Annotated in this window: 10 protein-coding genes; 2 read left to right on the top strand and 8 right to left on the bottom strand. The window is 47.2% G+C overall.

What is annotated here, in order from left to right; translation table 11 throughout:
• Nucleotides 1–3 precede the first annotated feature (3 nt).
• From QF049_RS14165 to QF049_RS14190, 6 genes are all read right to left on the bottom strand, one after another.
• Nucleotides 4–303 (bottom strand): lasso peptide biosynthesis PqqD family chaperone, encoded by a 300-nt coding sequence (locus QF049_RS14165; protein ID WP_017689560.1) that lies wholly within the window; start codon nucleotides 301–303, stop codon nucleotides 4–6.
• Complete coding sequence (locus QF049_RS14170; protein ID WP_150365755.1) at nucleotides 300–1,247, bottom strand: aldolase; 948 nt, start codon at nucleotides 1,245–1,247, stop codon at nucleotides 300–302. The genes QF049_RS14165 and QF049_RS14170 overlap by 4 nt, the downstream gene beginning before the upstream one ends.
• Before the next feature lie 138 nt (nucleotides 1,248–1,385).
• Nucleotides 1,386–1,523 (bottom strand): paeninodin family lasso peptide, encoded by a 138-nt coding sequence (locus tag QF049_RS14175; protein WP_174806426.1) that lies wholly within the window; start codon nucleotides 1,521–1,523, stop codon nucleotides 1,386–1,388.
• 29 nt (nucleotides 1,524–1,552) lie between these two features.
• Complete coding sequence (locus tag QF049_RS14180) at nucleotides 1,553–3,484, bottom strand: asparagine synthase-related protein (RefSeq protein ID WP_307538191.1); 1,932 nt, start codon at nucleotides 3,482–3,484, stop codon at nucleotides 1,553–1,555.
• Entirely contained in the window at nucleotides 3,481–4,749 is a 1,269-nt protein-coding gene (locus QF049_RS14185; protein WP_307538193.1) for a sulfotransferase family protein, read from the bottom strand. The genes QF049_RS14180 and QF049_RS14185 overlap by 4 nt, the downstream gene beginning before the upstream one ends.
• A gap of 424 nt (nucleotides 4,750–5,173) precedes the next feature.
• A complete protein-coding gene (locus tag QF049_RS14190) occupies nucleotides 5,174–6,508 on the bottom strand; it encodes an MFS transporter (RefSeq protein WP_307538195.1) in 1,335 nt (444 codons plus the stop codon).
• A 308-nt stretch (nucleotides 6,509–6,816) separates the two neighbouring features.
• Here QF049_RS14190 and yhbH point away from each other — a divergent pair, with 308 nt between their 5' ends.
• Both yhbH and QF049_RS14200 read left to right on the top strand, forming a co-directional pair.
• Nucleotides 6,817–7,986, top strand: a complete 1,170-nt coding sequence (yhbH, locus tag QF049_RS14195) for a sporulation protein YhbH (protein WP_307538197.1) — start codon at nucleotides 6,817–6,819, stop codon at nucleotides 7,984–7,986.
• The gene (locus tag QF049_RS14200; protein WP_307538199.1) at nucleotides 7,983–9,419 is read left to right on the top strand and encodes a SpoVR family protein; all 1,437 of its coding nucleotides are present in this window, start codon (nucleotides 7,983–7,985) and stop codon (nucleotides 9,417–9,419) included. The genes yhbH and QF049_RS14200 overlap by 4 nt, the downstream gene beginning before the upstream one ends.
• A 139-nt stretch (nucleotides 9,420–9,558) precedes the next feature.
• Here the strand turns inward: QF049_RS14200 and QF049_RS14205 are convergent, their stop codons facing one another.
• Entirely contained in the window at nucleotides 9,559–12,039 is a 2,481-nt protein-coding gene (locus tag QF049_RS14205) for an EAL domain-containing protein (protein WP_307538201.1), read from the bottom strand.
• A 265-nt stretch (nucleotides 12,040–12,304) separates the two neighbouring features.
• Nucleotides 12,305–15,127, bottom strand: a complete 2,823-nt coding sequence (locus tag QF049_RS14210) for an endo-1,4-beta-xylanase (protein WP_307538203.1) — start codon at nucleotides 15,125–15,127, stop codon at nucleotides 12,305–12,307.
• Between the last annotated feature and the right edge of the window lie 37 nt (nucleotides 15,128–15,164).

A 15,164-nucleotide genomic window follows, 5' to 3' on the forward strand; every position in this document is an offset into this window, starting at 1 on the left:
ATTCTACACTCCGCGAGTAACGTCGATTAAACCTTCACGGGACAGATGTTCCAGGAATTGCACCACCTGCTCACGACATACATCTGGCTCAATCTCGTACTCCGCAGCAAGTACCTCAACAACTTCACCCAGCGTGCGTTCTTCTGCGATCAGGTCCCAGATTCGTCCACCGGTACTCCCCAGATTGTAGTATTTTCCAGAGCTAATGCTCATCATGACTTTCTCACTGCCCATATCACTGACCAGATTGCCTTCCTTCCGGGTTACCCGGTCTTCCACATTCATCGGCGTAGTCGCTGTCATTGTCCTGTATGCACTCCTTTACGTATATGATCTGTGATCCGATCCACCATCTCAAATGCTGTAAACTCAGCACCCGTTCTGACCAATCTGCCAATCTCCACACTTGCTGAAAGCCTTGAAGCCGTCTCAAACAACCATTGTGCCAGCCCCTGTCTTGCAACGAGTCCACCACGGAACGTATGAGAGCATAACAGATGCAGTCGTTCTAGCCCCGTCACTTCAACCAGTTGAACAGATGTATGGTTTTCCTCCGGTTGGGGAGCAAGTTCGAATATTCCACCAAGTGGTACGGCCATCTCATGAAAATAGTGCTGAACAGGTATCGCATACTTCGTAATCTCTGCGTGAACCGTTGCATAATCCTGTTCCTTCATGCCGAAACCATCCAGACTGGGCTGCCACAATTTCTGCTGCGGATAACCAGGTGATACGATGGCTCTTCCCCCGGCATCCCAGGTCAGTGCGACAACATCATCGGTGAGAAGCGGATACCCGCGTGATGCCAGTGCAGCCGACAACGTCGATTTTCCTGCCCCCGAATGTCCGACAAATGCGTAAGCCCAGCCATCAATAACCACAGCACTGCCATGCAATGGAAGAATACCACGCTGCATCATAATGACAGCCATACATGTGCCCAGGATGAATAATCTGACCTTTTTCTCGTCCGCTCCAGGCTGAGGGGATACAATGATACGCTTTCCATGCTCCATTAGAAACAGGCCTGCATCTTCGATTTTGAAAAAAAGGCTGCCATCCCGTGCCACAAAGTTGTCGTTGCCTACATCCCAATCCTCCCACAATGGGGTCAGATCAGAAGACTCGATGTGCACATCCACGCCATCAAAATCAGTCTCCGCATCCTTGGGTGCAATCTGTAGTTCAGGCATTCGAATTTGGCTCGACCAGCGCAGACCATACGCCACATAATGCACAGGTAACAATGAACGACGCCTCCTTCGTAATAAAATGTAAAAAAAGCCCTTATATTCATGTTGCTCAATATAAGGGCGGAGGCGAAAAGCTGGATTTGTTGCATTTCCGCCCTTTAAGTATGATGACACGTTTTGGAACTAAATAACTTAGGAAGTTGGATCGTACAGATCCGCATCGTGAACCGTGATCCAGTCAATTTGTCTGTAGCCAGTACCGGCCATTGTTTGATTGACTTCCAACACTTCAAGAGCTGGTGCTTGCCATTCCTTTTTTTCCATTTGCATCGTATTCACCTCCTTTCATATGCCCTCATTCAGAATTTCCGAATGAACCGATAGACGATCAGACTATGCATCATCAATCGCAGATCTGGATGCGAAGCAAGTTCAGGTCTTGGACTCGGAAAATTGGCCAGGGCAGACTTGATACGCTCCGTGTTTAATATGCCAGCAACCTTGCTGTCAGAACACAAAGCACGTAATTCAGCCGTAAAGGCATCCCAATTCGGAATGATGCGATGTAACCAATCTGCAGGTTGCACACCCCGTACCCGTTGATTCAGTCTGACCTTGTCAGGCAACTCCGGTGAAGTAGCCCGGCGAATCAATGAACGATCCGTCCCTTGTTTCACATATTGTTCAATCGGAACGGACAGACAGAACCGGATGACTCTGGCATCACTTGTCGGATCACGTTCCCAAGCGCGGTAACGCAGAGAACATTTTGTAGCTACAGCACCGTTTTTGTTCGCAATGGCCAGGTTATTGAATTTCTCGGCACGTACTTTGAGTGCATCAGCCTGGGCACCGCCCTGCAGAACAATAATGGATTTGAGTCTTTCCAGTACACCTGTTCTTTGAGCAAAATCAGGATGGATCAACTGCACGGACGCGGCCTGGCTTGCTCCTTTGGACTGAGCCTTGAACCATTCCGGATATGCCTTTTTCCCGGTGATCTTGGCTATACGGGAGAAGGGCATGCCCGTTCGTTCACTATACTGCTGCATCTCACGGAACCAGCGGTACCAGCGGCCACTTTTCAGTAGACTGGCGTAATAATCCAGAGCCGGCCCCCAGGAGATGGTGAAATTACCACGTGCGCCTGTGAGCAGGATGCCTGCATCTTGCTGGCTCGCTTTTTCATAGAATCCGCGAATCCAGAATGAATTTTCAAAGTATTTATAGGGCATTTCCATAATGTCGAGCCAGGTATCTACTTCACTGAGTGGACTTCTGCCTTCAAAATCAAGGTAGTTCTCTGTGATATTGCCGACGTGATTAATGGTTGAACGTATGAAGGGCCGTTCGTCTGCGAGCAACGTTTTCGACGTATAATCTGTGAAATCCGGTACGGGAACATAACTGTAGGCCTGCAGTCGTTTGCCCTGACTTCTCAGTGTTCCGGAAGCAAAACCAACCACGGCTCCCGAGTCCAGTCCGCCACTTAAAGCAGCAGCCACCTGCCTGTGAGTTCGTAGTCGTGATCCAACCGCCTGCCCAAAGACCTCCCGAAACGCTTCTACATACTCACCATCGGATTTCAGCCTTAGAGGTTCGACTTCATTCCACCGATGATATTGCTTCAGCTCCAGTCTCCCGTTCCGGAAGACAAGTGTATGTGCAGAAGGTAGCTGGCTTATTCCCCGATATACGGTCGAGTTGATATCTGCTGAATCATGCATGTCAGGAATGGCAAGGAATTCGGACAGCCAAGTCTCATCAAGTTCTTTATGTACCCCTTCAAGTCCAAGCAACGGATTCATGAGTGTGCAGAAAGCAAAACGTGAACCATCATGTCGGTAATAAAAAGCTCTCATGCCTGTAATGTCTCTCGCTGCATACAGTTTTCGATTCCGCTCATCCCATATCGCGAATACAAAATCGCCCAGCAATCGAACAGCCACATCGTCTCCCCAGCGCTGATAGGCACGCAGGATCAATTCACTATCCGATAACATCGCCAGTTCAGCTCTGGATATCTGTAATTGATCTGCCAGTTGTTCCCGGTTATCCAGAATGGCATCTGCCGTGATGGTCAGACCACTTTCCTCATCATATAAAGGCAACTTCTCGCTAACCGATTCCGGTGTAATCCATTGGGCATGACAGCTGAGGAACGCCTCGTTGCCTTTCCACACCCCTGTTGTATCCGCAGGGACATGCCCCAGGCTTGCGTACAGACGCCAGCTGTCTTCCCATAACGCCTGCTGACCATCGTTGTGAACAATTCCTGCTATGGCGCTCATGACTTGCCTCCCCGTAGAATCTTGCGCTGTGAAGCCCAGGCGCTGATCTGATGGCCAAATGGTACCCATGATTTGATACGCTGTATTTTGCTTTGAGCAGAAGCCAGCTGGACTTTCAAGCGCTCTCGCTCACTGTAACCCCGTTCCAGACGATGATCTGCTGCCCGTAATGCGGCTTGCAGCTGTCTGATCGTTACCAGTGCAGCTAGCGTCGGGTCTGTCTTTTCCGGTTCCTCGACAACTTGGTCATTAAGATTCCTAAGCGGATCATGTACGACAGAATCTGCCGGCTGCATTCGGTATTGCGGTTGCCACTGGCAACCGGTCGCTGCTGTCAACTGATGCGTGATTCGATCAATGACCTCCTGATCCGGACTTGCATCATAATGTACACCCGTCCATTGTTCGGCTTCTGCCAACTGTTCACTGTATCCCATCCGGTGGAACAGATCTGCCCCCATCACACGGCAATACAGTTCAACTTCATGTGGTTCTAATATGTTTTTCCAGTTGTTAACAGAACCCTGATGTGCCTCTTGATGCGAAGAGAGGAATGGATCACCCACGCCCATACTGTAGAACATGTCAGACTTGGCACTGTCCAGAAACTGTCCATACTGCTCCATACCCTGTTCATATCGAATTCCCAGAAACGCGCATAGTTTCTCAAGTTCTTCCTGAGGATTGGAAACCAATCGTTCATATTGCAATTCATATGCATTGGAATGTGGTTCGGCAAAATACTCATTCAATCGGAGCATACCCAGTGTAAGATCTACAGATTTCATATTTAATTTGGGGCTCTGCAGACTATGAGTCAGGTCGAATCCTTCTCCTGTGTGGCGGTTTACCTTTTTGAATGATGCTGCTATGGCCAGAGGATTACGCTGGAGATGAATGCGCTTGGACTGAGGGAACAGACGATCCAGCCATTCCAGCATGTAATAGTATCGTGGAGATTTATCAACGATGAAGTCTGCTCCGCTCCCTTCCAGGAATCCATTATAGATCTCAAGAGCAAAACTCCTGCACGCCTTTTCAAAGACATCCTCGGATACCATGGCATTGTAGAACTGACGAATGATGGAGCTGCCACCATAAGCACGTGAATCAGCCTTGTTCAAATCGACAAGATTCATCAGAAACCACATTTCCTGGGTGGCAAATATACGACTATGATTTTGCAGCATTACGGTGGATAAGGAACTACCACTGCGGGGAACACATAGTAAGAAAACAAGTCCGTTACCTTGAGTATCGATCAATGGCAGCCTCTCCTCTGTTCATTAGTATAAATATGTAGCTGGGATAGACCAGACTCTACCTTTGTGTTTGGCAAAACGAGTAATATGCACGCTATAGGTCAGCGTTTTGCAATATTCCGTCGGGTGTTCACCCGGGAATGAAGCAAAACACATGGTTACATTCGACAACTCTCAGATACAATATGTATTTATAGTTTTACTCTATGATACAAAATGTATCATGTCAATCTTTTATTTTCACCTTTTCATAAATTCTTACTCTTTCACTGTATTCTGCTGTCTGTCGTTTAAGCACTTATTCATGATCAATTATCTTCTGATTGCACAAACGCGAATAAGCTCCGGACATGTTCTATGAAGAACAATGCCTGAAGCATACACGTAATCCGTTGAGGAGCTTACTATGAAAACCGTTGGACAATCATCAGGTGAATTTTACATTTGAACTTTTTCCAGGAGCTCCGAAACTCCTATTTCTCTCTTCTTCCTGATCTGCCAGTGTAGCATCCTGCATCCCCTTCTGTACCTTCATGGTTAACAATACAGCAATGCCCGCGACGAAAAAGAAGATTAGCGACAGAATGCCCCAACGCGTGGAACCCGTGATCTGCCCAACATAACCAAACACAAACGGACCGAAAATTGAAGAGAATTTGCCTGTAATATTCACAAAACCAAAATACTCTCCTGTTCTGCCAGCTGGCATCAGATTGCTAAACAGAGAACGAGCTGTGGATTGACTCACACCCTGCACGACACCAACCAACCCGGCGAGCACATAGAAGTGGATCGCTTGTGTCATGAAATAACCGAGAATCACAATACATATGTAGACCGATAAGCTAACGATTAATACCTGCTTTGCTCCCCAACGCTGTGCCCATGCTCCCAGTAACAATGTACACGGGAACCCGATGAACTGGGTTAACAGTAGCGCGAGCATCAGGTCGGCTGTGCCTATGCCTATACTTGTCCCATAGATTGTAGCCATCAGAATAATGGTATTAATGCCGTCATTAAAAAACCAGAAAGCCACCAGCATGCGGATTAACTGGGGAAAACGCCGCATCTGACGAAAGGTTTGGCGCAGTCTACGCACGCCCACCGCAGCATACCCTGTCCACGTTCCGGGCAGATCCGGTGATGCAGGCCGTCTCGGAGCATGGCGAAAGATCGGTATCGAGAACAGCAACCACCACAACGAGACGGAGATAAACGCAAGTCTTGTGCCTGCCAGTGTACTGCTCATCCCGAACCAGCCCGGTTGCTGAATCATCAGCAGGTTCACCGCAAGCAGCAAGCCTCCTCCAATATAACCATAGGCATAACCTTTGGAGGATATCATGTCCCTTCTTTCCACGGGTACCAGATCCGGCAGCATTGCATCGTAAAAGGTGTTACCACCCGCAAAACCGATCGTAGATATGACCAGCAACGCGGAAGCAAGGATCCAGTCCCCTTCTCCGATTGCGCTGAATCCCAATGTGGCAAGGACACCAATGATTGCAAATACACGCAGGAAGTCACCCTTCCGTCCTGACAAATCAGCCAATGTACCAAGTAGCGGCGTTAGCAGAGCTACGCACAACATGCCAATGGAGTGTGTATAGGCCAGGTAGGATGCGGCAGTATCCGTATCCAGCGTTGCCGCAGCCACCGAAGCATAGAATACAGGTAGTACTGCCGCCAGTACTGTTGTTGCATAAGCCGAATTGGCCCAATCATACATAATCCAAGCCTTGATCGCCTTTTTATTCACATGAATCCTTCCTTTACATGCATCTCTATATTAGTACGTGTTTAAAAAGTCTAAGTGACTTTTTAAACAACCTCTATTAGATGCCAGATCGATCTCTTTCTCCTATTGTATAGGAACGATATCACACATGTTCACTGTTTCTGTAAAAAATGGAACAGTTCTGTCCCTGCGACACACCTTACCTTTGAGGTGAACTTGCGTAATTGTATCATTTTATATCCACTCTCATCACATATCGTCCTCGCCCGTGAATATACTTAATTACCGACAGGCCAAACTGTGCCGCGTAATCAATGGGGGGTGCCTACATGTCAAATTCACACCAGCCTTACTCGTTCGTCGTGTCGAAGGAAGATTGGTCGCTTCACCGCAAAGGGTACCAGGACCAACAACGCCATCAGCAAAAGGTGAAAGATGTCATCAAACAGAATCTGCCTGATCTGATTACGGAAGAAAACATCATCATGTCTGATGGAAAACAAATCATCAAGGTACCAATCCGCAGTCTGGATGAGTACCGTTTTGTGTATAACTACCAGAAGCAAAAACATGTTGGTCAAGGAGACGGTGACAGTCAGGTCGGAGACGTCATCGGTCGTGATCCCTCTGCTTCGCAGAAACCCGGTAAAGGCGAAAAAGCTGGCGATCAGCCTGGTCATGATATTGTGGAAGCCGAAGTGAGTATTGAGGAATTGGAAGATATGCTCTTCGCTGAGCTGGAATTACCCGATCTGAAGCAGAAAGACAAAGACCTGATTGAGACACATACGGTAGTTTTCAACGATATTCGCAAAAAAGGCATGCAGTCCAATATTGACAAGAAACGTACCATTTTGGAGAATCTGCGTCGCAATGCAACGACGGGTACGCCAGGCATCCATCACATCAGTCCGGATGACCTGCGCTACAAGACATGGGAAGACAAAATCATTCCACAATCCAATGCCGTTATCATTGCCATGATGGATACATCCGGGTCCATGGGTTCGTTTGAGAAATACTGCGCGCGCAGCTTTTTCTTCTGGATGACCCGTTTTCTACGCCGTCAGTATGAGAAAGTTGAGATTGTTTTCCTCGCCCACCATACAGAAGCCAAGGAAGTTACCGAAGAAGAATTCTTTACCCGTGGCGAGAGCGGAGGCACCATCTGCTCATCTGTATATATGAAGGCACTGGATATTATTGACAGCCGTTATCCTCCTTCAAGCTACAACATCTACCCTTTCCACTTCTCTGACGGGGATAATCTGACCTCGGATAACGAACGGTGTGTGAAGCTGATCGGCGAGTTAATGAAGCGTAGCAATATGTTTGGATACGGCGAAGTGAATCAGTACAACCGCAGCAGCACACTGATGTCGGCTTATCGTCATATCAAAATGGATCAGTTCATGTATTATGTGATCAAAGAAAAAGGCGAAGTGTACAAAGCTTTGCGCAGCTTTTTCCAGAAACGGGAAGGAGGCAGCGTTGGATGACAGATGAGATCCGCGACCTAGAATACGCTATTGCCGAGATTATGGAGATTGCCAATGGTTTTGGCCTGGATTATTACCCCATGCGGTACGAAATCTGCCCATCGGATATTATTTATACATTTGGAGCCTACGGCATGCCTACCAGATTCAGTCACTGGAGCTTTGGTAAAACATTTCATAAGATGAAAATGCAATACGATTTTGGACTCAGCAAAATTTATGAGCTTGTCATCAATTCCAACCCTTGTTATGCCTTCCTGCTGGATGGCAATTCCCTGATTCAGAACAAATTGATCGTAGCCCACGTCCTGGCACACTGCGATTTTTTCAAAAACAATGCCCGCTTCTCCAAATCCAACCGTAATATGGTCGAAAGCATGGCTGCTACGGCGGATCGGATCAGCAATTATGAGATGGAGTACGGAACGGAAGCCGTTGAAGCATTTATCGATGCCGTGATTGCAATTCAGGAGCATGTAGACCCGCAGCTGATTAAACCCCGCCATTTGGACAAACAACGCTACATGGAGATGAAAATGCGGGAGCAGCGCGGTGAGAAAAAACCACGGCCGGAAGGTCGCTATGATGATCTATGGTCACTTGATGACGTGCAGACGGAAGAAGCACCCGCTGAAGGTATTCAGGTCCATCATTTTCCGCCTGAACCGGAGAAGGATGTCATGTGGTTTATTCAGGAATTCTCCGAAGTATTGACCGACTGGCAGCGGGATATCATGAGTATGATGCGTGAAGAGATGTTATATTTCTGGCCACAGATGGAAACCAAAATCATGAACGAAGGCTGGGCATCCTACTGGCATCAACGCATTATCCGTGAGCTCGATCTGAACAGTGAGGATACAATCGAATTTGCGAAGCTCAACTCCTCCGTGGTGCAACCATCCAAACAAAGTCTGAATCCGTATTATTTGGGACTGAAGATTTTCGAGGATATTGAACGGCGCTGGGATAACCCAACTCGGGAAGAACAGGAACGTTGGGGCCGCAAACCGGGGCAAGGTCGTGCCAAAATGTTCGAGGTACGTGAATTTGATTCCGATACCTCCTTTATCCGCAATTACATGACCAAGCAATTAACCGAGGATCTGGACCTCTACGTATTTGAGAAAAAAGGCCCGGACTGGAAAATCACCGACAAGTCCTGGGAAAATATACGGGATCAGCTCGTATTTTCACGTGTCAACGGGGGCTCCCCTTATCTGGTCGTGCAAGATGCTGATTATCTGCGGACAGGGGAACTCGTGCTGAAACATCAATATGAAGGCATTGAGTTGGACCTGAAATATATGGAACGCACCATGCCTTATCTGTATCGCCTCTGGGGGCGTACGGTACATGTGGAGACACGTGTCGAGGATAAACCGATCTGGTTTACGTATGATGGCAAGAAACACCACCGCAAGTTTTTGTGAGGTTTTCGATTATCATTATTCGAAACGAAAATATAAATGCTCTTATCATGAGTGAGATTAATGATTAATAAAAGATAAGACATAAAAAAGCGGCAAGTCCCCGACATACACGGGGACTTGCCGCTTGGCATACATAAAATTAGGATGGTACCGGTGGTGTACCATTACCCTGCAATCGCAGCGGTACAAAAAAATCATGCTCCACTTCACTTGCCGGCAGTGGGTGACTGAAATAATATCCCTGAATCTCCCGGCAATCATTCTGCATCAGAATATCCAGTTGGCCTTTCGTCTCAATGCCTTCCGCAATGACTTCCATCTTGAGATTCTGTGCCATCGATATAATGGTCGCCACAATAGCTTGATCGCTGTGACTCTCTGTAATGTCCGTCACAAACGAACGATCAATCTTGAGCTTGTGAATCGGGAAATGCTTCAGATAACTGAGTGAGCTGTATCCCGTACCGAAATCATCCAGGCTGATCTTGACACCCAGTGCTGTCAGTTCATTAAGAATCGCCGTGGATACGGCTGCATCCATCATCATGCTCTCTGTTATTTCCAGCTCCAGATATCGAGCATCCAGCCCTGTTTCCAAGAGTGCATTCTTGACCTGTTCTACCAAGTTGGATTGGTGGAACTGCTGGCTGGACAAGTTAACCGATACCGGAATGAGTGGTCCGCCACTGGCATGCCAGAGTTTCATCTGCCTGCATGCTTCCCGCAGCGTCCAATTGCCAATCTCATAGATCATGCCTGTCTCTTCTGCAAGCGGAATGAACACATTGGGTGCGAGCAGCCCTTTGAGTGGATGGTTCCAACGTATAAGAGCCTCCACACCAACCATGCGGCTATCCTCGGTACGAATCTGTGGCTGATAGTACAGGACCATCTCATTGCGTTCCAAAGCTTTACGAAGATAACCCTCCAGCTCAATGCGTTCATAAAGTTCCGAATCCAGTTGGGCAGTGTAGAATTGGAATCCATTTTTGCCGTTTTTCTTCACTTCATACATGGCGGAGTCCGCATGTTTCAGCAAAGCATCCACGCCAACTCCATGATCCGGGTACATCGCAATTCCAATGCTGGCGGTTACGTAAAAGTCATTCTCCTTCAGTCGATAAGGTAACTGAATGGCTTCAACAATCTGTTTTGCAAGTTCTGCCACTCGTACTTCTGTCGCTTGATCCTGGGTCACAACGAGTGTGAACTCGTCACCGCCCATCCGGGCAAGCATGACATTCTCCATGGCCAAGGGATCAGAAGCTTCTATGGCTTTCATGATCCGGTTGCTGACTTCTCTCAGAAATACATCTCCAATGGAATGTCCCAGCGAGTCATTAATCATCTTGAAACGATCTATATCCATCACCATAACGGCAAAAGAATTCCCTTTTTCTTCTGAATCGTGAATCGTACAAGCCAGCACATCATCCAACTTGCGCCGATTGGGCAACCCCGTCAACGGATCATGCAAAGCTTGGTGACGAATCTTCTCCTGAGCCTGTTTCTCCTCCGTAACGTCTTTGATCAAAATGTGACTTCCCACATGTCTGCCATCAATGACAACAGGAACTACAACAATACTAAGGTCCAGAAGTTTACCCTGAATGTCTCTCATTTTGGCCATGTAGTGCGCCTGCTCCAGCCCATGATCATCCCAATCGATGGAATCAAATTCACTTATCCACTCTATATCGATTTGCTCAGCGATCTCATCAATGGAACGATCCATGACCCCTTTTTCAGGATATCCGGTGATTGTTGTAACAGCAGCATTAATTCCTTTGACAATACCTTCCTTGTTCACTGAAATAATGGCATCCGAATGGTTATGATACAGGGCCTGATACCATTGCTCATTCTCATGAATCCGTCGATCTTTCTGTGACATTCGCTGATTGATAAATATGCCAAACAACGTCAAGCCCAAAGCAATAAATGTGCCGGATGCGATCAAGTAGGCGAGAAAGCCTGGCTCAATCTGCATACCTGAACTTACCATCGTGCCATGTGAATGATGGAAATGTGCGGCTGACATCCCGGTATAATGCATGCCAGAGATTCCAATACCCATAATGAGACCGCTGCCCATCTTGTAAACCCAGGTATGTCTTGATTGATGATAACGGAAGAAAAACATGAGCCACAATGCCGCAAATGAAGCAAGCGCTGCAATCAGAATGGATAACGCCACTCTGCCTGGTTCATACGTAACCGGAGTTGACATCGCTGCCATTCCCACATAATGCATCGAGCTGATCCCCGCGGTCATCAGTACTCCCGCAATCATGAGTCTGCTTATCCTGCCCGATTGTCTACCCGCAATGTTCAAGGCCACCCCCGACGCGACAATAGCAAGTAGAACAGATAAAACAACCTTACCGGTGGAATAGGAGACTTTCGTAGGCAGAACAAAAGCCAGCATACCTACGAAATGCATGGACCAGATTCCCAGCCCCATCGAGACTGCACCGCAGGTAAGCCATACATTCCGCGCCATCCCGTTAGCCTGACTTACACGGCCTGCAAGGTCAAGGGCAGCGTATGAAGCTAACGATGCAATAATATAGGATAAAATAACAAGTTCTAAGTTGTACGTGCCATGTAGGTGCTCCACTCACTCTGTCCTTTCGACCGGGAAATGCCTTATATGTATGCAAAAATGTAAAAAAGAAGCGAGTGCGCTGTCTGGATGACAGGCACTCCCTCCGCATCATTTGACTCGTGACAACAGACTTAGTTGAAGCCGTTGTCATACATTGGAACCCGTTTATTTGAATGTATATAGTCTAAACGTCCCGGCCTTTAAAATCAACACTTATTTCCAGATATACAATGTTGAATAGCTAACATTCTCATATTCTAATTCACAACTAAATATTCTATTTACGAGTCAGTAACAGACTGCCAAAACCGGAAGTATCTTGATAAGAATTACCTGATGAATCACTCCAGATGGACACACTGCTTCGCTTGCCATCCCCAGCGCCATCATCATTAACTTGAAGATCAAATCCAATCCATCTTTGCCCTTCAGCACGAACGCTGTCTAGTGGGATTGCCACTTCAACTGTATACCCTCCGCTTGTTAATCGGGTAGCTGATTTGAAACTTTCTTTCCGTGCATTTCCACCAAAAGAAGTCTCATTATCAAAATTGACCCGGTACTGGGCGTCATCCTCCTGATAGAATGTTGTCTGATCTTTGCTCGGGTCGATAAAAATTTCAATTGAATCCTGCTCATGTGCATTAGAACTTAATTTGCTTCGCAAAGGATCCTTCACATCTGCCAATACGTACAGGTATTTCTCATCCCATAACAGTTGCGCAGTCGCCGTTGCACCTGAGTTTCCGACCACCCAGACATCCGTCTTAACAGATGCAGCCTTTTTCCAGACGTTATCCTTTTCTGCATCAATTACAGGTTTGCCATAAGTGACCTTGGTTTGTTTCAAGACAGAACCGAGCTTCAGTTTGCCCCGGTTGGCTGGTTTCTCGGGCTGTTGATTGGAAATATCATTCCAAACGATGGTCGCTGTCTTTCCAGCAGCATATTCATCCGTAATCCGAAAATCCAGAGACAAGACCTGGCCTTCGGTAAGTAAAACAGCTGACATAGGAAGTGATGCGTATACAACATAACCGGTTTTTGTCTCCTGTACGTTGTAAGTATTTTTATCTTTGCCTTTACCGCCATCCCGTTTAAATGTATATTGACCATTTGCAGACGGCGGATTTTTCTTCTTGACAGACAGATCAGCTTCAGAAGTTGCAGCGCCTGTCCCCTTGACTTCTTCCGCGAGGAAAACCTGCACCTGATCCCCTTTGCGACGTGTGGTATCCTTCACTTCCACTCGTAAATTCACCTTTTTGGCATCCCACATCATACGAGCCTCACCCGTAACCGCAGATGTACCATCTGCCTGATGATTAATTTCGAGTCCTTTCACAGCACCCCAAAGAATATCTTCCTGTCCTTTGTGATTCGGGAAAGAAGGGCTGGCCTTCAATGCTGTCCATTCATTACGATAGATCGGAAGGGTGGTAGCATCCACCAGTGCCCAATAGGCCGGTTTCGCTTTCAATTTACGATCAAATAACAATGGTGCATCTTTGCGTCCTTTGACTGGATGGTTGTCAAGCCATGTACCATCATCCGCAAGTCCCCATACGGTAACACTGTCCATTACGCCGCGTTTTCCCAACTCGTCAAACAGGTCAAACAGTTCACGATAACGGTAAGCTTGTTGCAACATTAATTCATCTGTGACAGGCATCTCCAGTTCAGAATTACTTGAATAGATCGAAACGTCCAGCTCTGTAACCTGTACATTCACACCAAGAGCAATCACTTTCTCAAAAGCCTCACGAATGAGCTTTACATCCGGTCCGTACATCGACACATGCATCTGGAATCCAACCGCATCAATCGGTGTTCCTTTGGCAAGCAGCTTCTCTACAAGCTTAACCATATCATTCACCTTGTTTCCATTGCCCTCCATTCCATAGTCATTAATCACCAGTACAGCATCAGGGTCAGCCTCACGTGCATATCGGAAAGCCAGCTCAATGTAATCACTGTCATCTCCATCGCCATCTACATCCCCAATAATATCTCTCCACTTGGAATTACTCGCCTCATTCCGCAAGCCGCCTCCGTCTGAGATGACTTCATTGACGACATCCCATGTATGAACCTTTCCTTTGTACCGGGTCACGATGGTTTGAATATGGGTTTTCATCCGTGAAAGCAACTGTTCACGCGTGGCAGGTTTGGAAGCATCATTCGGATCGGTAAAGAACCAATCCGGCACCTGACTATGCCATAACAGCGTATGACCTCTGATTTCCATGTCATTTGCTTCGGCAAACTTCACCAGGCGATCTGTCTCTGACCAGACAAACTGTCCTTCCTGAGGCTGCATCGCATCCATTTTCATAAAGTTTCCAGCTGTAATACTATTAAAATGTTTCGTCAGCAGCTGGGAATGCGGATCTTCCGCATCCAGTGCAGACTGGTCGATTGCCGCTCCCATTGCATAGTGTTGTCCCACAACATCCACTAGATTCGGAATGTTCGGCTCTATTTCAATTTTTTCGGCTTCCGTGATCAGTACATCATCCACGTAAAAAGTAATCGTATCCGCCGGCGTCACTTCCGCTGACGTCTTCCAAGGTGTCTCTGCATACATGCGGAATCCGGTGATGCCGCTATTTTCTCCAGGGATCACCACATCTGCCTCGATTTTTTTCCACTGTCCCTTGTTCAGAGTTGCAGAGGCAAACGTAGCATATTCTCGACTTGAAGCGTCGTTATTGTACTCTTTCTCCAGTGAACCGTTAATGACCTGACTGTCCGGTCCTTCATCGTACATGGCCCAAAACGAAATATGAACCGTGCTGCCCTTCTGTACATGGTCTATTACTTCAATTAAGGGTCCATGGAACGTTTCGGTACGGGAAGAGGTTCTCAGGCTGCGTGTACTGTCGTGACCTACTTGCGTTACGATATCAAGCTTTTCACTCGCACGTGGACGCCATTGTCCCAACACACCATCTTCAAAATTAGCCTCGAACAGTACTTCATCATCGCCAGTCTTAACGTCCGCAGCCGCAGCACGTGTCCCTCCTGTTCCCACACTTGGGAACAAACTGAAGATCAATACAGCCGACAAGCACAAGCTCCACCACTTTCTCAAATGCATCCGATCTCCTCCTTGGTTGGTTGTTTGTGAAGAGTAA

The organism is Paenibacillus sp. W4I10 (assembly GCF_030816325.1).
Lineage (GTDB): Bacteria > Bacillota > Bacilli > Paenibacillales > Paenibacillaceae > Paenibacillus > Paenibacillus amylolyticus_B.

What these genes read in the sequence shown, in the direction of transcription:
- QF049_RS14200 (WP_307538199.1), top strand. Translation starts at nt 7,983, where the DNA reads ATGACAGATGAGATCCGCGACCTAGAATACGCTATTGCCGAGATTATG.
- QF049_RS14180 (WP_307538191.1), bottom strand. Translation starts at nt 3,484, where the DNA reads ATGAGCGCCATAGCAGGAATTGTTCACAACGATGGTCAGCAGGCGTTA.
- yhbH (WP_307538197.1), top strand. Translation starts at nt 6,817, where the DNA reads ATGTCAAATTCACACCAGCCTTACTCGTTCGTCGTGTCGAAGGAAGAT.
- QF049_RS14175 (WP_174806426.1), bottom strand. Translation starts at nt 1,523, where the DNA reads ATGCAAATGGAAAAAAAGGAATGGCAAGCACCAGCTCTTGAAGTGTTG.
- QF049_RS14210 (WP_307538203.1), bottom strand. Translation starts at nt 15,127, where the DNA reads ATGCATTTGAGAAAGTGGTGGAGCTTGTGCTTGTCGGCTGTATTGATC.
- QF049_RS14165 (WP_017689560.1), bottom strand. Translation starts at nt 303, where the DNA reads ATGACAGCGACTACGCCGATGAATGTGGAAGACCGGGTAACCCGGAAG.